This window comes from Pseudomonas sp. GL-B-19 (genome assembly GCF_019956415.1).
In the GTDB taxonomy this organism is placed as follows: domain Bacteria; phylum Pseudomonadota; class Gammaproteobacteria; order Pseudomonadales; family Pseudomonadaceae; genus Aquipseudomonas.
In genome coordinates this window covers 109,224-131,883 of record NZ_JAHBDK010000097.1, presented here as the reverse complement: position 1 = coordinate 131,883, position 22,660 = coordinate 109,224, and the positions used below count along the sequence as shown (strand labels likewise).

At 59.4% G+C, this 22,660-nt stretch carries 22 protein-coding genes; 6 read left to right on the top strand and 16 right to left on the bottom strand.

Annotated elements, in window-relative coordinates; all coding sequences use genetic code 11:
* The first annotated feature begins 49 nt into the window (after nucleotides 1–49).
* The gene (locus tag KGB06_RS28550; RefSeq protein ID WP_223521727.1) at nucleotides 50–238 is read left to right on the top strand and encodes an AbrB/MazE/SpoVT family DNA-binding domain-containing protein; all 189 of its coding nucleotides are present in this window, start codon (nucleotides 50–52) and stop codon (nucleotides 236–238) included.
* Nucleotides 239–909: 671 nt separating this feature from the next.
* Here KGB06_RS28550 and KGB06_RS28545 read toward each other — a convergent pair.
* Entirely contained in the window at nucleotides 910–1,824 is a 915-nt protein-coding gene (locus tag KGB06_RS28545; RefSeq protein WP_223521725.1) for a LysR family transcriptional regulator, read from the bottom strand.
* A 235-nt stretch (nucleotides 1,825–2,059) separates the two neighbouring features.
* On the opposite strand from KGB06_RS28545, the gene KGB06_RS28540 reads away from it, so the two are divergent.
* The 4 genes from KGB06_RS28540 to KGB06_RS28525 all read left to right on the top strand — a co-directional run bounded on the left by KGB06_RS28540 (nucleotide 2,060) and on the right by KGB06_RS28525 (nucleotide 6,026).
* Nucleotides 2,060–3,235 (top strand): M20 aminoacylase family protein, encoded by a 1,176-nt coding sequence (locus KGB06_RS28540; protein ID WP_223521723.1) that lies wholly within the window; start codon nucleotides 2,060–2,062, stop codon nucleotides 3,233–3,235.
* Nucleotides 3,236–3,281: 46 nt separating this feature from the next.
* The gene (locus KGB06_RS28535; protein WP_223521721.1) at nucleotides 3,282–4,061 is read left to right on the top strand and encodes an ABC transporter substrate-binding protein; all 780 of its coding nucleotides are present in this window, start codon (nucleotides 3,282–3,284) and stop codon (nucleotides 4,059–4,061) included.
* 10 nt (nucleotides 4,062–4,071) lie between these two features.
* Entirely contained in the window at nucleotides 4,072–4,935 is an 864-nt protein-coding gene (locus KGB06_RS28530; protein WP_223521719.1) for a phytanoyl-CoA dioxygenase family protein, read from the top strand.
* A gap of 224 nt (nucleotides 4,936–5,159) precedes the next feature.
* Entirely contained in the window at nucleotides 5,160–6,026 is an 867-nt protein-coding gene (locus KGB06_RS28525) for a patatin-like phospholipase family protein (RefSeq protein WP_223521716.1), read from the top strand.
* A 180-nt stretch (nucleotides 6,027–6,206) separates the two neighbouring features.
* Here KGB06_RS28525 and wrbA read toward each other — a convergent pair whose 3' ends face one another.
* Nucleotides 6,207–6,809 (bottom strand): NAD(P)H:quinone oxidoreductase, encoded by a 603-nt coding sequence (wrbA, locus tag KGB06_RS28520; RefSeq protein ID WP_223521715.1) that lies wholly within the window; start codon nucleotides 6,807–6,809, stop codon nucleotides 6,207–6,209.
* Nucleotides 6,810–7,163: 354 nt separating this feature from the next.
* Nucleotides 7,164–8,069 carry a pirin family protein gene (locus KGB06_RS28515; RefSeq protein ID WP_223521713.1) on the bottom strand — a complete coding sequence of 302 codons (906 nt, stop codon included), beginning with the start codon at nucleotides 8,067–8,069 and terminating at the stop codon, nucleotides 7,164–7,166.
* 128 nt (nucleotides 8,070–8,197) lie between these two features.
* Here KGB06_RS28515 and KGB06_RS28510 point away from each other — a divergent pair, with 128 nt between their 5' ends.
* A complete protein-coding gene (locus KGB06_RS28510; RefSeq protein WP_223521711.1) occupies nucleotides 8,198–9,109 on the top strand; it encodes a LysR family transcriptional regulator in 912 nt (303 codons plus the stop codon).
* 18 nt (nucleotides 9,110–9,127) lie between these two features.
* Here KGB06_RS28510 and KGB06_RS28505 read toward each other — a convergent pair whose 3' ends face one another.
* The 13 genes from KGB06_RS28505 to KGB06_RS28445 all read right to left on the bottom strand — a co-directional run bounded on the left by KGB06_RS28505 (nucleotide 9,128) and on the right by KGB06_RS28445 (nucleotide 22,656).
* Complete coding sequence (locus KGB06_RS28505) at nucleotides 9,128–10,033, bottom strand: NmrA/HSCARG family protein (protein ID WP_223521709.1); 906 nt, start codon at nucleotides 10,031–10,033, stop codon at nucleotides 9,128–9,130.
* 456 nt (nucleotides 10,034–10,489) lie between these two features.
* Nucleotides 10,490–11,167 (bottom strand): dTMP kinase, encoded by a 678-nt coding sequence (locus KGB06_RS28500; protein WP_223521707.1) that lies wholly within the window; start codon nucleotides 11,165–11,167, stop codon nucleotides 10,490–10,492.
* 219 nt (nucleotides 11,168–11,386) lie between these two features.
* Nucleotides 11,387–11,638 (bottom strand): hypothetical protein, encoded by a 252-nt coding sequence (locus KGB06_RS28495; RefSeq protein ID WP_223521706.1) that lies wholly within the window; start codon nucleotides 11,636–11,638, stop codon nucleotides 11,387–11,389.
* Between the two features lie 33 nt (nucleotides 11,639–11,671).
* Nucleotides 11,672–12,712 carry a Rieske 2Fe-2S domain-containing protein gene (locus KGB06_RS28490; protein ID WP_223521704.1) on the bottom strand — a complete coding sequence of 347 codons (1,041 nt, stop codon included), beginning with the start codon at nucleotides 12,710–12,712 and terminating at the stop codon, nucleotides 11,672–11,674.
* A 180-nt stretch (nucleotides 12,713–12,892) separates the two neighbouring features.
* Entirely contained in the window at nucleotides 12,893–14,269 is a 1,377-nt protein-coding gene (locus KGB06_RS28485; RefSeq protein ID WP_223521702.1) for a DUF1329 domain-containing protein, read from the bottom strand.
* 101 nt (nucleotides 14,270–14,370) lie between these two features.
* Nucleotides 14,371–15,573 (bottom strand): helix-turn-helix transcriptional regulator, encoded by a 1,203-nt coding sequence (locus KGB06_RS28480; RefSeq protein ID WP_223521701.1) that lies wholly within the window; start codon nucleotides 15,571–15,573, stop codon nucleotides 14,371–14,373.
* A 75-nt stretch (nucleotides 15,574–15,648) separates the two neighbouring features.
* The gene (locus KGB06_RS28475; RefSeq protein ID WP_223521699.1) at nucleotides 15,649–16,857 is read right to left on the bottom strand and encodes an acetyl-CoA C-acyltransferase; all 1,209 of its coding nucleotides are present in this window, start codon (nucleotides 16,855–16,857) and stop codon (nucleotides 15,649–15,651) included.
* A gap of 6 nt (nucleotides 16,858–16,863) precedes the next feature.
* Entirely contained in the window at nucleotides 16,864–17,334 is a 471-nt protein-coding gene (locus tag KGB06_RS28470) for a MaoC family dehydratase (protein ID WP_223521697.1), read from the bottom strand.
* A gap of 10 nt (nucleotides 17,335–17,344) precedes the next feature.
* On the bottom strand, nucleotides 17,345–18,130 hold the full coding sequence (locus KGB06_RS28465) for an SDR family oxidoreductase (RefSeq protein ID WP_223521695.1): 786 nt from the start codon (nucleotides 18,128–18,130) through the stop codon (nucleotides 17,345–17,347).
* A gap of 199 nt (nucleotides 18,131–18,329) precedes the next feature.
* Nucleotides 18,330–19,208: an SDR family oxidoreductase gene (locus KGB06_RS28460; RefSeq protein WP_223521693.1), complete on the bottom strand. Its 879-nt coding sequence runs from the start codon at nucleotides 19,206–19,208 to the stop codon at nucleotides 18,330–18,332.
* A 60-nt stretch (nucleotides 19,209–19,268) separates the two neighbouring features.
* Nucleotides 19,269–20,420: an acetyl-CoA C-acetyltransferase gene (locus KGB06_RS28455; protein WP_223521691.1), complete on the bottom strand. Its 1,152-nt coding sequence runs from the start codon at nucleotides 20,418–20,420 to the stop codon at nucleotides 19,269–19,271.
* 3 nt (nucleotides 20,421–20,423) lie between these two features.
* On the bottom strand, nucleotides 20,424–21,482 hold the full coding sequence (locus KGB06_RS28450; protein ID WP_223521689.1) for an acyl-CoA dehydrogenase family protein: 1,059 nt from the start codon (nucleotides 21,480–21,482) through the stop codon (nucleotides 20,424–20,426).
* Nucleotides 21,483–21,492: 10 nt separating this feature from the next.
* The gene (locus KGB06_RS28445; protein WP_223521688.1) at nucleotides 21,493–22,656 is read right to left on the bottom strand and encodes an acyl-CoA dehydrogenase family protein; all 1,164 of its coding nucleotides are present in this window, start codon (nucleotides 22,654–22,656) and stop codon (nucleotides 21,493–21,495) included.
* Nucleotides 22,657–22,660 lie beyond the last annotated feature (4 nt).

Sequence of the window (22,660 nt, the reverse complement as noted above, 5' to 3'; positions counted from 1 at the left end):
GCAAAGACATTGCGAGCATAATGAGTCATCCCCGCATGTGAGTAACATCATGACCGAAGCCCAACGCTGGACAGTGAAATGCCAAGATCCTGCGGATGGAAGTGGCGACGTCATCGTCGACTTGCCACCTGAACTACTCGCCAGTTTAGGATTGAGCGTCGGCGACGTACTGACCATAGAAGTGATCGACGGCGCGATAGTTCTGACGCCGAAGTCGAGCCACTCAGCTACACGCTGAATCGAACTGGCGCGCTTTACCTAGTCTTCAAACGGGCATACGCGAACGGCACATCTGAGCGGCAACGATCGGACTAAATTGCCGTCGGCGAAAGTCCGCTACATTGGGTCGCAAGCCGTACTTGCTGACAGGCAGCAATCGACCATGTGAAATGATTAGTAGTTGCCATCCCCGCCGATGTCCAGGGCGGAAAGACGTGAGGATGTGGGTAGCAAACGCAAACCGTAGCCAAAACAACACGCTCGAATCCGGGAGCACACTGCATTGAAGAAACCCGGCCTACAGAAGCGGGTAGGTCCGGAAGTCGCTGGCCAGCTCCATGAACATAGATCGATGAACATTCGCCCACGGCATTAGCCCTAAACCCCCAGCAGGACGAGGCACCGGCCCACTTATGAACAGTAAACATCGCCCATAAATGATGTGTCTGGATGGAACTTCTATCGCTGTCACAGGTACCTAAAAACCGGACTTTGCCGTTAATCACCAGAATCCCCGGAAATCAACAGCATACGCGCCCTACCCGACGTACCTGACAAGCGAACTGGGCATGAAGTTCTGCTCAATGACCGGTTACATGGTCGGTCACGACAGGCAGGGCTCGGCCAGGAGCGGACAGTGAGGTATGACTATGAAACCAGTGACGTTCCACTCAGTTTCGATAACCGCTCTCAGACCAGTAAATCGACGGTCTGCAACATCCGTCGATAAGGAGAATGCGCATGCCCCATCTCCAGGTGAATGGTTTCGATCAGACACTCCAGAAACCGTTCGGCCGCCGGCCGCAGGGGCTGCCCGCTTCGGCTGATGGCGCCCACCGAGGCACTGCCGACCGGCTCGCGCAGAGGCAAGGCGCACAAGCCTTCGCGCTGAGCACATATCTCCACCAGCGGCCAGGGAAAGATGCTTAACATGTCGGTTTCACGCAGCAAGCTCAAGATGATCGAGAGCGAATGGGCGAAATGCACATGCCCCTGCGTCGAAATCGTTCCGTCTTGTTGCGAGGCCAGTATCCAGTCAGCCGACGCCAGATCCTCCATGGTCCTGCTGTTCGACAACGGGTGTTGCTGACGGGCCACCACCGCACAGTCGGCCGTAAACAGCGGCAGATAGGTCAGGTCGGCACTGGAAAACCGGGTATCAAGCCGTCCGATAAACAGATCGACGCTCGCATCCCGCAGCAGCGGACACGCGACCGATGAAAGCCCCTCATACAACTCAAGTTGCACCTTTGGAAACAGCTGGCGAAAACGCACGACGGATTTAGGCATGAGTGTCATCGCCAACCAGGGTGTCACGGCTACCGACAAGCACCCCTCCAGTTCCCCCTTGCAATCAGGCAACACCTGACGGGCACTGACCATCTGTGCCACCAGCAGACGTGCCTGAATCAACAGCTTCTTGCCGAGTTCGGTAAACACAATCCCTGAGGTATTACGGATCAGCAATTGTGTCGCGGTGTCTGCCTCCAGCTTCTGGATGGCCTTGGTGACCGCTGCCGGCGAAGTGTCGAGCCTTTTTGCAGCGCCGCGGATACTGCCCGCATCGGCCACCGCCACCAGTGCATTGAGTTGATAGAACTTCATAGTGTCCGCCGGTGTTAACCCTGGGTTGCCTTGTTCACTTTCGGTTGCCTGTCAGCTGCTGCCTTGGCCCTCTACTCTCGGACCAACACCACCTGGGCTTCGAACCTCACCAAAAGACCGTACCAGAAAAAGCCCGGGCACTTTGATGAAACGCATGATGCCGTAAGCCATCGTAGGATGTGCCCCTTGCGACAGATTGGTTTCTCCTCTTGGTCACCAAGGAAAAACGCTGCCAATGACACAGTCCATCACGCTGTTAAAAGAGATTGAGCAGGAAATGCGCGAACTGCGCCACCAGATCCATGCCAACCCTGAACTCGGTTATCAGGAGGTCGAGACTAGTGAGTTGGTAGCCGAACGATTGATCAAATGGGGTTATGACGTGACGCGCGGCTTCGCCGAAACCGCGGTCATCGCCACGCTGAAGAAAGGCACCAGTTCGCGTGTGATCGGCATACGGGCTGACATGGACGCACTGCCAATTCTGGAAAAAACCGGGCTCCCCTATGCAAGCCGGATACCGGGCAAGATGCACGCGTGTGGCCATGACGGGCATACGGTCATGCTCCTCGCCGCCGCCTACGCCCTCGCCCATGGCCATCCGTTCGATGGCACGGTCCGTCTGATTTTCCAGCCGGCCGAAGAAGGTCTGGCCGGCGCCCGACGAATGATTCAGGAAGGCGTGCTGCAACAGTTCCCCTGCGATGCAGTGTTCGCTGCACACAACATGCCTGGTTACCCTGTCGGAAAACTCGGGTTCCGAGCCGGGCCCTTCATGGCCTCCGCCGACCAGGTCAATGTCACGATTCACGGAAAAGGCGGTCACGGCGCGATGCCGCATCTGAGCGTCGACCCTGTGGTGGTCTGCGCAAGCATCATCATGGCCCTGCAGACAATCGTCTCGCGCAACACTTCACCTCAGGAAATGAGCGTTATCACCGTCGGGGCCATTAACGCAGGTAAGGCGTCCAACGTGATCCCGGACAGCGCGCACATGCTGATTTCCGTCCGCTCACTGAACAATGCCGTCCGGGACCGTCTGGAGAGCCAGATAAAACACCTCATTCACGCCCAGGCGCAGGCATTCGGCGCGACCGCCGAGATCGACTACAGTGCCGACTACCCCTTGCTGGTAAATGACGAAGAAATGACCCGGTTTGCCAGCCAGGTGGCCATCGACTGGCTCGGTGAGGACGAGGTGATGAACGACATCGTGCCCTTCAATGGCAGCGAGGATTTCGCCTACTTCCTGCAGCAATGCCCTGGCAGCTATCTGATTATCGGCAATGGCGACGGTGAAAAGAGCTGCATGGCTCACGACCCTCGCTACGACTTCAATGACGACATCCTGATACGGGGCGCTGGCTATTGGGTCAAGTTGACTGAGGCCTTCTTGCCACTCGACGCTTGAGCAAAGACCTGCCAAACCGTGAAAACCAATAAAAAATGAGGTCATCATGCAACTATGCAAATTTCAATACATCACCCTGCTATTCGGGTTGATCATCACCCCGCTATCGCAGGCAGAACCGGTGATCAAATTCGGCGTCGACCCTAGCTACCCACCTTTCGAGCAAAAGCAGCCAGATGGTTCATTGAGTGGTTTTGATATCGATCTGGGCAATGCCCTATGTGCCGAGTTGCGGGTCAAGTGTATTTGGGTCGAGCAGACCTTCGACAGCATGATCCCTGCGTTAAAGGCGAAGAAATTTGACGCCATCCTGTCTGCATTCAGCGCCACCGAGGCACGTCGCCAGCAGGTCGATTTCAGCAACAAAATCTACACCGCGCCGTCTTCTCTCGTTGCCAGAAAAGACACCGGATTGCTGCCGACGGCAGAATCATTGAAAGGCAAGTCGGTTGGGGTGGTTCAAGGCTCGCTACATGAAAGTTATGCCAAGTCGCAATGGGGCCGCCAAGGCGTCAATATCCTTTCCTACCAAACCCAAGACCAGGTGTTTTCAGACCTCATCACTGGACGCCTGGATGCCTCGTTCCAGGCTTCGGTACAAGCCGACATCGGATTACTGCAAAAGCCTCAAGGCCAGGGCTTTGCCTTCGCCGGTGAGCCCATCACCGACAAAAGCATCATTGGCGATGGCGTTGCTATCGGTGTCCGAAAAAACGAGCCTGATCTCAGAGAGCAGCTGAACACGGCCATTGCCAGTATTCGCCAATCAGGCCAGTACGACCAGATCGCGAAGCAGTACTTCAACTTCGATATTTACGGCGAATGAGGTAATCCCCATGGACGAAATGACACAACGCGGTGAATCTCGTTTTGCCTTCCCCGTCAGCGACGAGACTGTGCGTGCCTTTCAAACTGATGGTGCAGTGTGTATCCGTAATGCGTTTACTGCGCAGCAAATCAGCGAACTGACGCAAGGCATCGAGCGCAACCTTGCCCATCCCAGCCCTCGCGCAAAAGTGGCGAGCAGCCCTACAGATCCGGGATGGTTCTTCGAGGACTTTTGTAACTGGCAAGAGAATGCACACTATCGCGACTTCATCTTCAACTCCGCCATCGCCCCAATCGCGGCCGCCCTGCTGAACAGCCAACAGGTGCGCCTGCACCATGATCACTTGCTGGTGAAAGAGCCCAATACGCGCCAACGCACGCCTTGGCACCAGGACCAGCCTTACTACAACATCACTGGTTCGGACACCGTGAGTTTCTGGATTCCAGTTGACCCCGTGCCCAGGGAATCGACCCTCGAATTCATCGCCGGCTCACACAAGGGCCCCTGGTTGATGCCTCGGTCCTTCATGGACAGCCAAGCCAAATGGTTCTCCGAGGGAACACTAGGCGAGCTACCGGATATTGAAAGCCATCGCGAGGACTTTCCCATTCTCGGATGGACGTTGTCGCCGGGGGACATGGTGTGTTTCAACATGTTGACTTTGCATGCCTCTGCTGGCGTGGGCGGGCATAACCGTCGCCGCGCGTTTTCAGTGAGGGTCATAGGCGATGACGTGCGGCATGCGCCGAGACCTTGGGCCACCTCACCCGACTTTCCAGGGCTGAAAGATGCTCTGGCATCAGATGTACCTATGGAGCACGAGCTTTTTCCGACGCTCTGGCATCGAGAAACCAGAATCTCCGAGCGATAAGTTTATGATGCAGAATGGCTCAAAAACAGGTGATGGGAGTGGGTCGGTTGTTTCACGGAACAGGAAAGCCGGGGCATGTTACGCATTCATCCCGTTTCCGTTGGGATTCGGCATGGTCCGTAACTCCTGACTTGCGAAATATCGATCATGTGGCGGGCTGCCGGAAGTAATGCCGACCCGCCAGCTACACTCATTCGATACATTTCCGCACAGAGACTTCCGCCATGGCGACCAAAACCGCAATCGTATTCGCTGGCGGTGGCAGTTTGGGGGCGGTGCAGGTGGGCATGTTGCGGGCCCTGGTTGAGGCCAATGTTCGATGCGATATGGTGGTTGGCGCTTCGGTAGGCGCTATCAACGGTGCCTACTTTGCCGCAAGGCCCGACTCCGACGGCGTCGAGGCGCTCGCCGGATTCTGGCGCGGACTGAGTAAAACTGACATCTTCCCCCTCTCTTGGTTCGATACCTGTAGAGGATTGATCAAACGGCGTGGCTATCTGTTGCAGCCGTCGGCCTTGAATCGGCTGCTGGGTCAGGCACTGCCCATTCACCGCATTGAGGATGCGGTGCTGCCCCTATACATCGTCACCACCAACCTGCTCAGTGGTGCCGAGACGGTTCTGTCCAGTGGCGAACTCGAGCAGGCGTTACTGGCCAGCGCTGCCATTCCGCTGGTGTTCCCCTGCGTACAAATCGCCGATCAGTTCCTGGTTGACGGCGGCGTGGCAAGCAATACACCTATTTCGACTGCCGTAGCCTTGGGAGCCACCAACGTCGTGGTAATCCCCACCGGAATGAGTTGCGACCTAAGGCAACCTCCCCGAGGACTGGTCGCCTTAGCCCTGCACACCGTCAATCTGATGAGCATGCGCCAACTGGTGAGCGACATCGAACACTTCCGCACTTTCACCAGTCTGCACATCGTCCCGCCCTTGTGCCCGGTGGATGTCTCGGTTTTCAACTTTGACCAGACCGAGTCTTTGCTGCAGCGTGCCTATGAGCAGACCCTCCGGTGGCTGGAACGTGGGGGGCTCGAACGCACCAAGGTTCCTGGTGCCCTCACCATCCATTCGCATGCCCATGAGCATTGAGTGATGTGAATTACCAAAAAAAAGGCCCGCACCAGCGAACCTTCAGGCCGGAGCACCCAGAACGATGCCTGCTTTGATAGCGCAGGTGGTCACGGCGTCTGGTGCAGCGCAGCCGCGCTGTGTGCTTTTTTGTTTGCCAACCGTCGCACCAATCATTTGAAAGTGCTAGTCCATCACGGATTAACCGGCGAGCTTTTTTGCAAGCTCAGCGACGTGCTTACCCTGGAAGCGCGCAATATCCAGTTCATTCTGTGACGGTTGTCGTTTTCCGTCGGCACCTGCCAGGGTGGTCGCGCCATAGGGCGTACCGCCGGTGATCTCGCTCATGTTGGTCAGCCCTGCACAGGTGTAAGGCACACCCACGATGACCATTCCCTGATGCAGGAGTGTGCTGTGGAACGACGTAATAGTGGTTTCCTGGCCACCGTGCTGGGTGCCGGTCGACGCAAAGACACTGCCGATTTTCCCGACCAGCGCGCCGCTCATCCACAGTCCGCCGGTCTGGTCGAGAAACGTACGCATCTGTCCCGCCATATTGCCAAAGCGCGTCGGTGTACCAAAGATGATGGCATCGTAATTGCCAAGCTCGTCAGGTGTCGCCACCGGTGCCTTCTGGTCGAGTTTGACGCCGATGGCAGCTGCCTGTTCGGCCGGGATGGTTTCGGCGACACGCTTGAGCGTCACATCGGTACCGGGTACGGATCGTGCGCCTTCGGCCACTGCGCCAGCCATCGTTTCGAGGTGACCGTACATTGAGTAATAGAGAACAAGTACCTTCGCCATGATTTTTTCCTCGGTTCAGAACCATTCGATCGGTTTGAAACACCTTGGATTACCCCGCCGTCGATGGACAACAGCGTAGGCATAGCGCCGGATGCCCCATGAGACTGCTGAGACTTTGACGGCGTGCTGACTAACACTAGCAGCTCAGTAGTTTGCCTGCCGTCAGACATGGCATGGCGCTTCTGAGCAGGATCGTAGCCATCGCCCTTCAAGCGTGATGTCCAATGCGATGCTATGAAACCGTTTGGCCTCCAATTGAGTCATTCATTCGGTGAGCGTCGGCTATGGGTCGTTTATAGCCCTTCGCGACAGGCTGAAATCGACCAACAGCAAAAGCATCAGAGTTTCAGTGGGTCACTTGAAAACCGGTACGCTGGCTGACCCGTTTGACTTTTTCAGGTATTCACGCAGCCGGGCGCCAATCTCGGCAATTTTCGCCTCCCCCGACCGCAAGGCGTGCGGGTTGGTGTGCACCGAGTAGTTCCCCAGAGCCAGATCGTAGGGATGAGGTTCTGCCGAGCCGATCACGAAGACCGTATCCTTGTGCATGGCCTTGAGCGTAACAGCACCGTTACCTGGCTCGAAGATGACCATTTCTCCCGCCATGACCACACCGGGAACGGAAAGGGTTCCGCGGCTGACACTCAACCACAATGACTCGTGTCCATTGGGTGGAATATAGGTCCAGGATTCCCCGGCGGGCAGCGTGACCAGCAGGTAGTTCATCCCGGCGGGAGCGCGGACCGGGCTTTGAACCCCTTGATACGATCCGAGAATCACACGCGCCGGCCCCACTTCTGGCATCACCCTCGACTCGAGGTATTGGCTGTCGACGCTGGCGTTTTCCAACGCCGGTGGGAGTGCCACCCACAGTTGAAACCCCTGAATCCGCTTCGATGTACCGACCGACATTTCCTTGCCGTGCCACACGCCACCTCCGGCCCGCATCCATTCGACACCGCCATAGTCAATCATCCCCTTGCCCGAATCAGCATCTTCGAAGCGCAAATTGCCTTCGGTAATAACGGTGACGGTGGCGATGCCCGAGTGCGGGTGCATTGGCATGCCGTTGATGAATGAGCTCTCACCTTCAAACAGGTCGAGGAACACAAAAGGCTTGATCAGGTGGCCCAGATCGGAAGGGCTCATCAACCGGACAATAGAGCCATGCCTGCTACCGGTGGTGCGGTAGCTAATTGCGCGGTCGGTGATGGTTTCGCGGTCAGAGCGAGTACCGATTTGAGTTTGTAGTAGGGCCATGGGTAAACCTGCCGTGCGAAGTTGGGAGGCTGTAGGGCCGATGCCTCAAACAATAAGGCCCGGGCGATTACTTGATTAGTCGATACAATTGGATTGCACTCGTCCACCAACGGCAGGAATGTCCCGTTATGATCGACCTCAATGACATCGCCATGTTTGTGCAGGTTGTACGCTGCGGCAGCTTTGCCGAAGCGGCACGGCGGCTGGGCATGCCAGCCAATACCGTGAGTCGCCGCATCCAGCAGCTCGAAGCGCAACTCGGCACGCGGCTGCTGCAACGCTCCACTCGCAAGCTCACGCTCACCAGTGCCGGCCAAGGCTTTCACGAGCGATGCGTGGGTGCCGTCGATGGCCTGCTCGAAGCGGGACAGGCGTTGATGACGGGCAGCAACGAGCCCAGTGGGCTGGTGCGCGTGGCAGCTCCGGCCGACTTTTTCGACTTTTTCCTGATGGAATGGGTCACCGGGTTTCTGGCCGCGCATCCGCGTGTGCGACTCGATTTCGTGCTCAGCGATGCGAAGGCCGATCTGATCGCAGAGCAGATCGACGTCGCCTTTCGCGGTGGGCCATTGCGCGACTCGGGCTATGTCGGCCGTCAGATCCTTGCCCCGCTTAGCGTCGGGATGGTGGCCAGCCCCGCCTACATCGCGGAGCGTGGTTCACCCCGCACGTTGCAGGATCTGGCGAGCCACGACTGCGTGATCTCCGCGCAACCCGGCGGCCACGCCACATGGCGTTTGGTCGGTCCCGATGGCGAGGAAGAAGTGCAAGTTGCCGGGCGCTTCAGCGGCAATACCGCCCAGGCCCTGCGCAAGGCTGCCGCGGCCGGGCTGGGCATCGCGCTGCTGCCGCCCGTGATGGCCAGGCTTGAAGTAGAGGCCGGCGTGCTCGTCCCGGTGCTGCCGCAATACCAGCCCAAAGGCTATGGACTGAACGTGCTGTACCCGAGCCGCCGGCAGCTGCCACTTGCCGTGTCGGCGTTCATCGGGCTGGTGATCCAGAAGATGAATGCGCCAGACACGCCGCAAGGGTATCGATAGCGAGTGGCGATTGTTGCGTCAGGCGGACGCCGGAATTTCGAAGTTCTCCCGGGCCCACGCGGCAAATTTCGTCGGCTGTCGGCCGGCGACTCGGTTGGCCAGCGCGATGGCATCGGGCGAATCCGCACCGAGGTAGGTATGGGCCTCGAAGTAGGCGAGCATTTGCGCGACTTCCCCGGCCCCCGGGAACCAGCCGGCAAAAACTTCTTGCGGGACGTGCTTGAACGAGAAATGGTGCCCCAGCCGATTCAACTCGGTAATTACCTCGTTGAAGCTCAGGAAGTCACCGACCATCGGCAGATATTCGCCGTTACCGGCGAGTTCAGGCTGCGTGAATGCCCCGACAACGACGTGGCCAAGCTCGGTGATGTCGCCCATGTGAATAACGCGCTGCTGCGGGTCGATCGGCATCGCCCAGCCAATGGTTCCATCGGCTTGTTGAGTCGGAGCCATTACGCCGAGCAGATTCTGGTAGAAGAACGGCGCGATCACGAAGGTGTGGTGCGCGAATCCGGCTTCACTCACGATTTGGTCGATTTTTGCCTTGTTGGTGAAATGCGGGACATCGAGCTTACCTTGGCTGATCGACTCCACGTTCGGCAACGTCGACCAGATGAAGTGTTGAACGCCGGCAGCTTTCGCCGCGTGGATAGCCGCGAGTGCCTGGGTGTGCTCGTCCGTGCCAGGCTCCCAGAAATTGGTGACCAGAAACACCCCGTGTACCCCGGCAAACGCGGCTTCCAGGGTTTGCGGATGCGTCAGATCCGCCAGCACGACTTCGTCCGCCAACTGCGGATGTTCCGCCGGATTGCGCGTCAATGCACGGACCTTGAATTGACCGTTCGCCTGCAACGCACGCACAACTGCGCCGCCCTGATGACCGGTGGCACCGACAACGGCGATGAGTTTCCGGGTGTCTGACATGGTCGTTTTCCTGTGAAAGTTGGCTGGATAGAAAAATCGGCGGGCCTCACGACCCGATGCCAGAAACAGTAGAGTTGGACCGATTGATTGACTAGCCGAGACAATTGGATTGCACTCATCCACCTGCAAGAGGAATGACCCGTCATGCACCACTTTCGAGAACATTGGCGAGGAGATCAGCGCGCGGCCAAGTGACCTGGAACTGGCGGGAGAGTTGCGGGAAAACACGAGGCTTGCAGTCAACCCGCCACTGCCGCGCCAGGCTTCTACATCTCGCGATAAAGAATCATGCCCGCGTGGTACTCACTTGGCATACATCTCCAGCAATGGGCGCTCGAACCGTCTGATCATGTAAGACCCACCCCGGGCAGCTTCGGCTCAGAGTTCGATGACTGGCACCCAGATCAAAGCGTCAGCCGGCTACCGCTGCGGCGACAAATCAACCCTTCGATTCTGCTAACGATCTATATCTACGGCTATCTCAACCGCATCAAGGCCGGCGCAGCGAACTTCGCCTACGGGGCATTGAAGGACTCTATAGATCTCAGAAACCACCTGCATCGTTGCGTCTTCGATCGTTCCTTCATTACGGCATAAAACCCAGCCGTGATCTGCAATCGCTTGCTCGAACGCCTGGGTACAAGCGACATGTTCTTCCAGCTTATGGATCACCGTACTGCTCAGCCCACGCCGTCGTGCCGCTGCCCTTGCCCATGAAATTTCAGGGTTGGTGACAACCCCGACATGCAGGTCTGGCACTTGCACGTTTCGATCAATGTTCAATTGTAGAATTTCTGCAAACGGTACTATCCGGCGAAACGCGGCATCAGATGGGTACCAGCGATCGATCAAGATAATGCTGCCTGGTGGCTGTTTAGCCAGCACGTGCTGGGAAATCCAGGTACGGCTATCAGCAAAGCGCTCACAAACCTCCAACTCCAAATCCCGGGTGGGATTTCTGACGAGTTTGTTAACGAGGGTCATTGTTTCACCCCTATAGGGATCGCTTTTTTTCTCGCAAAGCCGGATCACCTTTTTGTTGTCTGCCCTCAGTACTTTCGTAACGGCCTCCAACAGTGTGGTTTTACCGGCTCCCTTGGGCCCATCTAAAGAAACAAACAGCGGACGATTCATTCTTCACATAACGATTGATATACGGTTTTTTTTGCCCGGTCGTTCGCTGGAGCCGCTTGGCGTGACTACGCGAATCGAGTGGAGGGCCCTTATGAACAGACATTGATGAACACTCTAACCTGCTTTCTGGCTAACAGGTCTCAAAATCCAGGGTGTAGCCGCTTTTGAACAACGGTCACTACAAAACGAAGAGGCTCGCCAGAACACCCCTAGCGGAAATCAAGCCAGTTCGAAACTCTCGAACTCATGGTGAGACAGCTCGCATAACGCTTGCACGCCTTGACGCTGGCCGATTCCGGCGGCACCGAAACCTGTACAACCGAAACCAAGAGAAACACTACTAACAAAGGAAAGGTATAGGCCGTTTTTATTTTCATTATGCATTCCCTCATTGCCTTCAAATCGGACCTGAGTCATGACCATGACCTCAAGGGCGGCAGTGCCCTTGGGAGCGGCGCCGTCGAGAGACAATCGCTTGCCTCTCGAAGGCGCCCTGCTCCTCTATCAGCGCTCGTCGACCGTAATGAACTCGCGACGCTCCGCCATTGACGCGGGCACGTCATCCTCATCGGTGAAGAATTGCTCATACCACTCGCGCAACTGATAGACCGGGCCGTCGGTTTCTGCCAGCACCGGCTTGTCGATACGGATTTTGTGCTTCCAGATCACCACGTCCTGATAGAACGATTCACGGTTGCCTTGGACATAGGCCCTGGCTACTTCCTGGTTCTGCTCTTCAGTCCAGCCCGGCACGCGCTTGACCATGCAACCAAAGCGCAGGTCGAAACTGTTTGGCGTCACCGGCACGTGGCTGTTGAGCAGAATGGCGTGGATCCGCGCATCGCCGAACATCGAACTGATATGCGTGAAGTGAGTGGCCGGCCCGTAGTAGGCCGATGGCGCGATCAGGTCGCCGCCCAAGCGCTCGGAGTCGCCATGGAAAATCTGATGACCGATATGCCCTTCGAATATGTTGGCGAAATACTTGGTCGGTGTACCGTGCACCGGCCCGAAGTGCTGGGCGTCCACCAGGTTATCGACTAACTCCCGTGGGTTGGTCTCGATCAGCATGGTGTCGATGTTCCAGTCATGAATCCAGTCTGGATCATCCATCTCGGGCAGGTGCGGAATGACCACGCCCTCTTTTGGCGGACGGCCTTCGGGGTTGTTCCAGACGAACAGCAGATAGTTTTCCTCGCAAGTCAACCAGCTGCGCGTCTTGGCCTTGGGTGGAATGCGCTTGCAGTAAGGGATCTCCACGCATTTGCCGCCGGTGTCGTATTTCCAGTGGTGGAACGGGCACACCAGCCTGTCGTTCTCGATGGTGCCCTGGGACAGGTCGGCGCCCATGTGCGGGCAGTAGGCATCCAGAATGCTGATGGTGCCCTGGCTATCGGCAAAGGCCACCAGGCGGGTGCCAAAGATTTCCAGGGTATGGGGCTTGCCATCACGGTAATCGTTGGCATTGCCCAGGCAGTGCCAGCCGCGCGCGTAACGGTGGGTGCGCTGGGCGTTCTCTATGTTGATTTCAGCGAGTTTCGTCATTGTTATTGTTCCTCGAATGCAGACTTCGGGGCAGGCAATGCCCCCAAGAAATACAGGGTGATCCCATGGCGGACATCATTGAGCAGGACGCACAAGGAGATCATCGTTCAGTTGGACTAGATCAAATGGGAGCGACTCTCAAAGGGCGCCCCTGCTCAAAGCGGGCGCCAAACTTCCTGGTCACTGGCCGAAGCGGCGAGCGGCTTCCGGACCGAAGTCCCGGGGACTGAAACCGGGTTTATTCAACAGGTAGCCGTTGCGCTGCTCGTTGATCAGATTGAACGCCAGGTAGCTGCCGGCATTGAGGTCGTAATACAGGCCGACGCCCGCCTGCTGGGCCTGGCTTTCGTAGGCATAGAAGTAGTTGACCATCGAGGTGCGCCACAGCTCGCCACGGTTGTCGTAGTTGTCGGCGAGCATCGGAAACCAGGTGTCTTCGTCGACATACAACTTGCGTTTTCCATACAGGTGGCGATAGCCAGGCTTGAGGGTGCCTTCCAGCTCCCAGACCCTATGGCGCTCATAACGCATGACATCGGGATTGATATGGCCGGGGGTCAACAGGTCGGCATATTTGAGTTTGGCGTCGTGCAGACGATAGGTGTTGTAAGGAATGTACATCTCACGCTTGCCGACGATCTTCCAGTCGTAGCGCTGACCTGAACCGTTGAACAGGCGCACTTCGTCCACGGTGATCGACCCACCGCTGCCGGGGAACGACATGTCGAAACCATAGCCTGGCGACTGGCGCACACGCCGAGTGCCCGGATCGTAACGCCAGGCCTGGCGCGGTTCGGTCTTGTCGTTCCAGAACTCGGTCCCGGTATTGATCTCACCCTTGTCCCGTTGCGGCAGCAGGGTTTCATTGAGATAGAACGACGAGTTGCCGGTGGTATCGGCAATCTTTCCTGGCTCCAGCGCTGGCGCCAGGTTGCGCGAATGCACGCGGCCCCAGTTGATGTTGCCGTCCTTGAGCACATAGGCGTTGTCGGACGTGTACTCTTCGGTCCAGGCCCGCAAGGAAAAGGCCGAGGCGTTTTTCAACAGCTCCAGGCCGCTGCGCGGCACGGGGAATGGTGTGCCGCCGGTCTTGCCGACCACCCCTTCGCCGTCATCCACCAGACGCGCCACGCTGGCGTTCTCCTGAGTGGCCCGGCATACCGCGTCATTGACGCGGAAATCCCTATGCGAGGGATAGACCGGTATTTTGTAGGTGGCCGGGTAGAGCTTGAACAGGGCTTTTTGGCCGTCAGACAGGGAGTCGCTGTATTGCGCAATGTTCTGCGCGGTTATCACGAACAACGGTTTTTCGTCCGGGTACGGATCCACCGGGTGGTTACCCGTGCCTTTGAAATCAACATGGGGCGGCACGCCCAACCACTTGCCGCTGAACGCGGGAATGCTGCCGTCTGCATTGCCGGCCTTTTCCGCGCCCAGGCACGTCAAGTCTTTGCCAAGGCGCGGGATGTCTTCCGGTGCGGCATTCACCGTGCCGATGGCACAGCATCCCAATAACAACGTCAAAGCCCAGCCAGGGGACTGATTACTGCCGGTCATTTTTCTTCTCCATGGGTTCGACAACGGTTTCCCAGTATCGACAGGCCAGGAACCCGACAGCATCGTCCGCACGGACTAACGCATTTTTACCCGGGCCCGCGTCACAGCCGGGACCCGGCCGGCTGCGGCGCGCCCAGAGCTACCACGCTATTGAGCATGATCCGCACCAGCTCGGTCTGGCGCCGCACGCCCGTCTTGGAAAATATCGAACGCAGATGCGCGCGCGCGGTATTGCGTCTGATATTGAGGATTTCCGAGGCTTCCTCCAGCGACAAGCCGTTGGCCAGTTCCAGTGCCAGCGCAGTTTCCGCTGGGGTCAGGCTGTACAGTTGCGAAGTCAGCACCGTGCTCACCAGCGACTTGCTCACGGCGTCGCGCACATACACAACCACCGTGGGTTTACCGTTGCCTTCGAGCAGTTCCCGGGATGGAATCAACTCCACCACAACGCCCAGACTGACCTGCCCTGAAGGACGGGAAATCGACGTCGCCTCGGCCACCTGCACCCCCTTGCCGGCGCCTTGCCTGGTACGCTGAAAGGCATTGAGCACCAGGCGCGCCAATTCCCGATTGTCACTGGGGTAGGTCGCCTCCAGGCGACCGCCAACCACTTTGAGGCCGTCCTGACTGTCGAGGATTTCCCGGGCCACAGGGTTGAGTTGCACCACGCAGCCGTTTTCATCGAGCACGAAGGTCGCCACTGCGAGGCGGCTGATCGTCTGCGAATACAGGCTGCCGAGCGACTCGCTGCGGTCGAGTTGCGAATACATGTGCAAAGACCGGCGCAAATGTGGCAACAACATGGCGCACATGGCCCGCTCGGTATCACTGAAACGTGGGTGACCCTGTGGTCGATTGATCCGAAAACGCACCGTGCCGCCATCCGGCATGCGGATATCGGCACCGAGCATTTGGTAACAATCGTAGGGTTGGCAGTACAGCAGGTAAAACGCCGAACTGGCCCATTCGGCATCGCTCATCAGCTCATCGATGGTGAACACAGTGTCGGTGGGCAAACCGTCGAACAGGGTGGATTTGGCGTAGTAGGCGTAATGGTTGATGCCGCCCTGCCCCAGTTCGATATCACCGGCAACCACCATCGGTGACAACAGCGGCTCATCCTGAACCCGCAGGATCAAGGTCACGAAATTAGCCTTGAACAGCGCACGGATCTCGCGCAACGAGTCGCTCAAAGAGGCGGTGTTCATCGCTGAATCGTAGATGTTGCCAATGATCCGCTCGTACTCGGCCAACTCCAGGCCCATTTGCGCCAGGACCTGTGCATTGGGCAAACAACTATGCATATCCATTCCCCAGCAGCGGGCCCGACCTGCGGGCCCCATGGATTTAATCGAGTGTGTGGCGGCGCCCCGCTCGCTTTACGGCAGCTCGAACAGACCGGCGGCGCCCATGCCGCCACCGATGCACATGGCAATCACCACATAACGCGCACCGCGCCGCCGCCCTTCGAGCAAGGCGTGGCCCACCATCCGCGCGCCGGACATACCGAATGGGTGACCGATGGCAATCGCACCGCCATTGACGTTCAGGCGCTCTGCAGGGATCTGCAGCGCATCACGGCAATGCAACACCTGGCTGGCAAAGGCTTCGTTGATCTCCCACAGACCGATATCCGCTACCCCCAGGCCGAAGCGCTTGAGCAGCTTGGGAATGGCGATCACCGGACCGATGCCCATTTCCTCCGGTGCGCACCCACCCACGGCAATGCCCCGGTAGATGCCCAGTGGCGTCAACCCGCGGCGCCTGGCCTCGGCACGACTCATCAAAAGGCTGGCCGAGGCACCGTCAGAGAACTGCGAGGCGTTGCCGGCGGTGACGAACTCGCCCTGCTCGATCCATTTTCCGTCCTTCCACACCGGTTTCAGATTTGCCAGGTCCTCAAGGCGCGTGCTGGGCCGATTGCATTCATCACGCAAGACCTTCACGCGTTCATGACCATTGGGCTGTCCATCGGCGGCGAACAGCAGCTTGTCCACGCTCAGGCCGACGATTTCCTCGTCGAAAAGGCCATCCCGTTGAGCGGCAGCAGTGCGCAGCTGGCTTTGCAACGAATACTCATCCTGAGCGGCACGACTGATGCCATAGCGACGGGACACAATCTCGGCGGTTTCAATCATCGGGATGTAGGCGCTGGGCATCACCTGCAGTACGGCTTCGGACTGGGCGCGGAAGCTGTTTTTGTGTTTGGTCTGGGTCAGCGACAGGGACTCCACGCCGCCACCGATGGCGATGCTCATCTCACCACTCATGATGCCCTTGGCAGCCACGCCGATACTCATCAGACCCGAGGCGCACATGCGGTCCAGGGCCATGCCCGGCACACTGTCCGGCAAGCCACCGGTGTAGGCACAGAGCCGACCGATGTTGTAGGCCTGGGTGCCCTGCTGAACCGCCGCGCCCATGATCACATCCTCTACGTCAGCAGGCTCAATGCCGGCTCGTTCGACCACCGCGCGCACCACATGGCCACCCAGCACCGGGGCCTCGGTATCGTTGAACGATCCACGAAACGATTTGGCCAGCGCGGTACGGGCGGTGGCAACGATGACGACTTCATTCAGGTCCATGGAAACTCACTCGGAAATTGGGTTGAAGGTGTAGCGGCTGATGGTGTCGATCACGCAGCCCGGACGCGCCTGGCCCTCGACTTCCACTGTGATACGCACTACCAGTTGTACGGCGTCGCCCATTGGCTCGGCACGGATGATCAGGCCGCTGCCGCGTACCCGCGAATCGACCTTGACCGGCGCCGGGAAGCGCACACGATCGCTGCCGTAGTTGACCCCCATGGCCATGTTTGAAAGGGTCAACAACTGCGGCATGAACAGATTGGCCAGGGATTGGGTCAGGTAGCCGTGGGCAATGCAGGCGCCGAAGGGACCGCTGGCGGCGCGTATCGGGTCGACATGAATCCACTGGTGATCACCTGTGGCTTCGGCGAACAGATCGATGCGTTGCTGGCTGATGGTCAGCCATTCGGTGTGGCCCAGGTCCAGGCCTTCGGCCGCAAGCAACGCCCGGGCACTGCTGAAAACGTGATTCATGAGCGCGCCCTCAAGCTTGTTGTGAACTGACGGACAACACTTCACCTACCATGTAGGAGGCATAGTCGCTAGCCAGGAACATCATCACGTTGGCCACTTCCCAGACTTCGGCGGCGCGACCGAACGCTTCGCGCCCTGCCAGGTTGGCGAGCAATTCTTCACTGGAGGCTTTCTTGAGAAAATCGTGCAGGGCAATCGATGGCGATACCGCATTGATACGCACGCCGAACTCGGCGGCTTCCAGGGCGCTGCAGCGGGTCAGCGCCATCACCCCGGCCTTGGCGGCGGCGTAATGGGCCTGCTCCTTTTGTGCCCGCCAACCGAGCACCGAGGCATTATTGACGATGGCCCCTGCGCCGCGGCGCTGCATGTGCGGCAACATCGCCCGAGTCATACGGAAGGTGCCCGTCAAGGTCACATCGAGCACCCGCAACCACTCTTCGTCACTCATCTCCACTACACGCTTCTGGCCTCCCAGGCCCGCGTTGTTGATCAGCACGTCGACACCGCCCAGTGCCTCTTCGGCCGCCGCCACCAGGGCCTGGACTTCGCCTTCGATCGTGACATTGCACAGCTGGCCATAAATCGCCTGTAAACCGGTCTCGGCCTTGAGGCGTTCCACCGCCTCTTCCAGGCGCCGCGCATGCACGTCGGAAATCATCAGCGCCCGGCAACCCTCCTCGGCACTGCGTCGGGCCGCTGAGTAACCGATACCGGCACCGGCTGCGGCGGTTATCAACACCGACTTGCCGGCCAGCAATTGATGACCGGGAACATAAGGGGGGGCTTGTTTCACAGCGTCTACCTCCGAAGAAATCAATACGCTGTATTTGTACGGAGGGGGCGATGCGGGCACATCGTCAAAATGGGGTATGGCGACGGCAAAACAAGGCTTACTGTAGGAGCTGGCTTGCCAGCGAAGGCGGCCTGCCTGACACACCGCCTTCGCTGCGATGCGGCGACCCGACAAGCCAGCTCCTACAGGGTGGGGGTTCTTAGCTTCCCCAGACTTTCTGCGCCTTCGGCGCTTCGGCAAGGATCGCATTCACTGCCGCACCGATTTCTTCAACTTGCCACAACGCGCCTTTGTCGCGGGTGACGCCCGTGCGCCAGCCGTCAGCCAAGGAAATTCGCCCGCCCTGGCTTTCGAAGATCTGACCGCTGACGTGGGCCGACGCCGGGCTACCGAGCCACACCACCAGCGGCGCGACGTTTTCTGCAGCCCAGGCATCGAAGCTGCCGTCTTCGGGTTTTTTCACCACTTCGGGCATCGCACTCTCGGTCATCGAGGTCCGTGCGGCCGGTGCCAGCGCGTTGGCGGTGACGCCGTAGCGCGCCAGTTCCGCCGCTTGTACCAGGGTCAGCGAAGCGATGCCGCCCTTGGCCGCCGAATAATTGGACTGTCCCACCGAACCTTGCAAACCGGCGCCGGAGCTGGTGTTGATGATGCGGGCGTCAACCGGCGTGCCGGCCTTGGCCAGGTCGCGCCAGCGGCGGCCGAGGATGTTGGCCAGGCAGTAATGGCCCTTGAGGTGGACGCGCATGACCATGTCCCAGTCTTCTTCACTGAGGCTGATGAACATGCGGTCACGCAATACGCCGGCGTTATTGATCAGCACATGTACTTCACCGAATGCCGCCAACGTCGCATCGACGATGCGCTGCGCAGTGGCCAGTGTGGTGATGTCGTCGCTGCTGGCGATGGCCTGGCCACCGCTGGCGCGAATCTCGCCCGCCACATCTTCTGCGGCATCGGCGCGAATATCGTTGACCACGACATTGGCCCCTTGCGCGGCGAACGCCAGGGCGTAGGCGCGACCGAGCCCGCCACCGGCCCCGGTGATGATCACGGTGCGGTCTGCACAAATAGCCATGTTTGACTCCTCAGGATTTGGGTGGCCGCGCACCCGAAGCGGCGGCCCACATGGAAAGAATTACAGGCGTTCGATGATGGTCACGTTGGCCTGGCCGCCGCCTTCACACATGGTTTGCAGGCCGTAGCGACCGCCGCTGCATTCCAGTTCGTTCAGTAGCGTGGTCATCAGTCTTGCGCCAGTGGCACCCAACGGGTGGCCCAGGGCAATCGCACCGCCGTTGACGTTAGTGCGCGCCGGGTCGTAATCCAGCTCTTTGGCCCAGGCCATGACCACCGAGGCAAAGGCCTCGTTGATCTCGACCCGGTCGATGTCGGCCATGCTCAGCCCGCTTTTGGCCAAGGCCCGACGGGTAGCGGCAATCGGTGCGGTGAGGTGCCAGATCGGATCGTCACCGAGCACCGTCAGGTGATGAATCCGCGCCCGTGGCGTCAGGTCGTAGCGTTTAAGCGCCGCCTCGGAGACCACCAACAGCGCCGCCGAGGCATCGCAAGTCTGGCTGGACACGGCAGCGGTGATCGACGGGAACTGAGGGTCCACCGGCTGCAATTCGGCCATCTTTGCCAGACTGCTCTGGCGCGGGGTTTCATCCACCGTCAGCCCCTGGCATGCAACGATTTCCCGAGCAAATCGCCCACTGGCGATGGCCGCCAGTGCGCGTTCGTGGCTTTGCAGAGCAAAGGCTTCCATTTGCTCGCGACTGATCTGCCAATGATCGGCAATCCGTTGCGCGGCATAGAACTGGTTCACGGGTTGCTGGCCAAAGCGCGCGCGCCAGCCAACGCTACCCGAGAATGGATCGGCAAAGCCCAGGGGCTGGCCGGCCAGCATCGCCGAGGAAATAGGGATTTGGGTCATGGTCTGCACCCCGCCCACCGCGACCACATCCTGAGTGCCGCTCATCACCGCCTGCGCGGCGAAATGCAGCGCCTGTTGCGATGAACCGCACTGGCGATCCACTGTGGTGCCGGGGACCGTCAGCGGTAAGCCGGCGGCCAGCCAACTGGTGCGGGCGATATCGCCGGCCTGGGAGCCGATGGTGTCAACACAACCGAATATCACGTCGTCGTAGTCTTCAGCGGGGATCACATTGCGCTCCACCAGTGCCTTGAGCACATGGGCGCCCAAGTCAATCGCGTGGATCTCGCTCAATGAGCCCTTGCGCTTGCCCGTGGGGCTGCGCAGTGCATCAACAATGTAAGCCTGTGCCATGACTCATTCCTCGAAAGTGTGTCCCGGCCCAAGGCCGGTAGCGTCGGCGAACAGGTAGTCGCTGACACGGGTTTTGTGAAAGCCGCGGTCGCCCCAAGACGCATCGAGGGCCCAGGCACGCTTCATGAACATCTGCAAATCGACTTCCCAGGTGTACCCCATCGCACCGTGCACCTGGATGCCTTTACGGGCTGCGATCCAGCTCGCCTCATTCGCCGCCAGGCGGGCCTGCGAAACCCATACGCCTGCGTTGACGTCGCCCCGGGCCAAGGCATGGGCGGCGCGGTACAGCACCGGTTTGGCCTGTTCGATGTAACGGGCGACATCGGCCAGGTGATGCTTGACCGCCTGGAAGCTGCCGATCGGCTTGCCGAACTGTTTGCGCTGGGCCACGTAGTCCACCGACAGGTCCAGCATGCGTTGCGCCAGCCCCAGTAACTGTCCGGCTACCGACAGCGCGCCGCGGTCCAGCATGCGATCTTGCAAGGCGCGCCCCTGCTCGCCACTGGCCACGCAGGTCGCCGACGACGGGGTCCACGTCACCAGACCCAAGCGGCGCGAGGCGTCGATGCTCAGATGGTTTTCCACCTCCATCTGGGAGCGCGGCACCACATGGATGTCATTGCCGTCGGTGAGAATCAACACTTCGGCCAATTGCGCGTCGCTGACCAGTGCATTGACCGGATGACTGATCGCCATGCGCAAACTGCCATCGGCGATCCGAGGCAACAGGTCGGCGCGGGCCGGGTGCCCTGCGGGCAGACCGGCGAGTAAGCCACTGGCGACATAAGCGGTGTCAGCCAATAAATCGGGAATGGCGTAGTAACCCAGCTCTTGGGTCATCAGTGCCCAGGTCACGTCGTCCATGCCCATGCCGCCTTCGGCCTCGGGCACCGACAAGGCGGTCAGGCCCTGCTCGGCGATCTTGTTGCGCAGGTCCCGGGAGCGCCCGACATCGGTCTCCCAGATTTCCCGGAGCATCTCCGGGGCGGCTTCGGTCATCAGGAAACGACTGATGGCTTCGCGGAACGCCAACTGGTCATCGTTAAAAGTGAAGTCCATGGGCGGTTCCTTATTTCGGCAAGCCGAGCATGCGCTCGGCAATGATGTTGCGCTGGATTTCGTTGGTGCCGGCATAGATCGGCCCGGACTGGGCAAACAGGAAGCCCTCCAGCCAGCCCGCCGCATCGCCCGCCTCCGCGCCTTTTGCAACCAACTCGCCGCGTGCACCGAGAATGCGCATGGCGGTCTCGTGCATCTTCAGATCCAGCTCCGACCAGATGACCTTGTTGATGCTCGACTCCGCGCCGATCTGCTCGCCCCGACTCAAGCGGCCCACAGTGTGATAGGCCGACAACGCATAGGCTTCAGCGCCCATCCAGGTCTCCAGCACGGCATCGCGCAGGCTCGGATCGCGGTCGGCGCTGACGCGGTTCGCCTTGTACAGCTGAACCAGCTTGCGCGCCGTGGCCTGAAAGCGCGCCGGTGAACGCAGCAGCAGGCCACGCTCAAAACCGGCTGTGGCCATCGCCACATGCCAGCCCTGCCCTTGCTCACCGATGCGGTTAGCCACCGGCACTCGCACGTCGTCGAAAAACACCTCGGCAAAGGCGTCCTTGCCGTTGAGCGCCTTGATCGGGCGAATGCTCACCCCCGGCGTGTCCAGCGGCACCATGACGAACGACAAGCCGTGGTGACGAGTCGATCCTGGCTCGCTGCGAAAGAGGCCGAACAGCCAATCCGCGTAGATCGCCCGGGTCGACCAGGTCTTCTGCCCGTTGATCACGTAATGGTCGCCGTCGAGCAGCGCCTTGCTGGTGATTGCCGCCATGTCGGAACCGGCGTTGGGCTCCGACCAGCCTTGCGCCCACATGTCCAGGCTTTCGGCCATGCGCGGCAGGAAGCGCTGCTTCTGCTCCGGGGTGCCGAATTCCATCAGGGTCGGCCCCAGCAACAGCTGGCCGTTCTGATTGACGCGCATCGGTGCTCCGGCGCCGTAATACTCTTCCTCGAAGATCAGCCACTCGATCAAGTCGCTACCGCGACCGCCCAGTTCCGCGGGCCACATCACCATCGACCAGCGGCTCTCGAACAGCTTGGCCTCCCAGGCGCGATGCTGTTCAAAGCCTTCGCGGGTGTCGTAGCTGGCCAGGGGCTCGCGTGGCAGGTTGGCCGCCAGCCAGGCGCGTACTTCAGCGCGGAAGGCGTTTTGCTTGGGGGTATATGTCAGGTCCATGGCG

Excerpts from the sequence above, each read along its gene's own strand:
- KGB06_RS28485 (WP_223521702.1), bottom strand. The coding sequence starts at position 14,269 with ATGACCGGCAGTAATCAGTCCCCTGGCTGGGCTTTGACGTTGTTATTG.
- KGB06_RS28550 (WP_223521727.1), top strand. The coding sequence starts at position 50 with ATGACCGAAGCCCAACGCTGGACAGTGAAATGCCAAGATCCTGCGGAT.
- KGB06_RS28510 (WP_223521711.1), top strand. The coding sequence starts at position 8,198 with ATGATCGACCTCAATGACATCGCCATGTTTGTGCAGGTTGTACGCTGC.
- KGB06_RS28470 (WP_223521697.1), bottom strand. The coding sequence starts at position 17,334 with ATGAATCACGTTTTCAGCAGTGCCCGGGCGTTGCTTGCGGCCGAAGGC.
- KGB06_RS28460 (WP_223521693.1), bottom strand. The coding sequence starts at position 19,208 with ATGGCTATTTGTGCAGACCGCACCGTGATCATCACCGGGGCCGGTGGC.
- KGB06_RS28505 (WP_223521709.1), bottom strand. The coding sequence starts at position 10,033 with ATGTCAGACACCCGGAAACTCATCGCCGTTGTCGGTGCCACCGGTCAT.
- KGB06_RS28445 (WP_223521688.1), bottom strand. The coding sequence starts at position 22,656 with ATGGACCTGACATATACCCCCAAGCAAAACGCCTTCCGCGCTGAAGTA.
- KGB06_RS28530 (WP_223521719.1), top strand. The coding sequence starts at position 4,072 with ATGGACGAAATGACACAACGCGGTGAATCTCGTTTTGCCTTCCCCGTC.
- KGB06_RS28515 (WP_223521713.1), bottom strand. The coding sequence starts at position 8,069 with ATGGCCCTACTACAAACTCAAATCGGTACTCGCTCTGACCGCGAAACC.
- KGB06_RS28450 (WP_223521689.1), bottom strand. The coding sequence starts at position 21,482 with ATGGACTTCACTTTTAACGATGACCAGTTGGCGTTCCGCGAAGCCATC.
- wrbA (WP_223521715.1), bottom strand. The coding sequence starts at position 6,809 with ATGGCGAAGGTACTTGTTCTCTATTACTCAATGTACGGTCACCTCGAA.
- KGB06_RS28535 (WP_223521721.1), top strand. The coding sequence starts at position 3,282 with ATGCAACTATGCAAATTTCAATACATCACCCTGCTATTCGGGTTGATC.
- KGB06_RS28490 (WP_223521704.1), bottom strand. The coding sequence starts at position 12,712 with ATGACGAAACTCGCTGAAATCAACATAGAGAACGCCCAGCGCACCCAC.
- KGB06_RS28475 (WP_223521699.1), bottom strand. The coding sequence starts at position 16,857 with ATGGACCTGAATGAAGTCGTCATCGTTGCCACCGCCCGTACCGCGCTG.
- KGB06_RS28480 (WP_223521701.1), bottom strand. The coding sequence starts at position 15,573 with ATGCATAGTTGTTTGCCCAATGCACAGGTCCTGGCGCAAATGGGCCTG.
- KGB06_RS28540 (WP_223521723.1), top strand. The coding sequence starts at position 2,060 with ATGACACAGTCCATCACGCTGTTAAAAGAGATTGAGCAGGAAATGCGC.
- KGB06_RS28525 (WP_223521716.1), top strand. The coding sequence starts at position 5,160 with ATGGCGACCAAAACCGCAATCGTATTCGCTGGCGGTGGCAGTTTGGGG.
- KGB06_RS28455 (WP_223521691.1), bottom strand. The coding sequence starts at position 20,420 with ATGGCACAGGCTTACATTGTTGATGCACTGCGCAGCCCCACGGGCAAG.
- KGB06_RS28545 (WP_223521725.1), bottom strand. The coding sequence starts at position 1,824 with ATGAAGTTCTATCAACTCAATGCACTGGTGGCGGTGGCCGATGCGGGC.
- KGB06_RS28500 (WP_223521707.1), bottom strand. The coding sequence starts at position 11,167 with ATGAATCGTCCGCTGTTTGTTTCTTTAGATGGGCCCAAGGGAGCCGGT.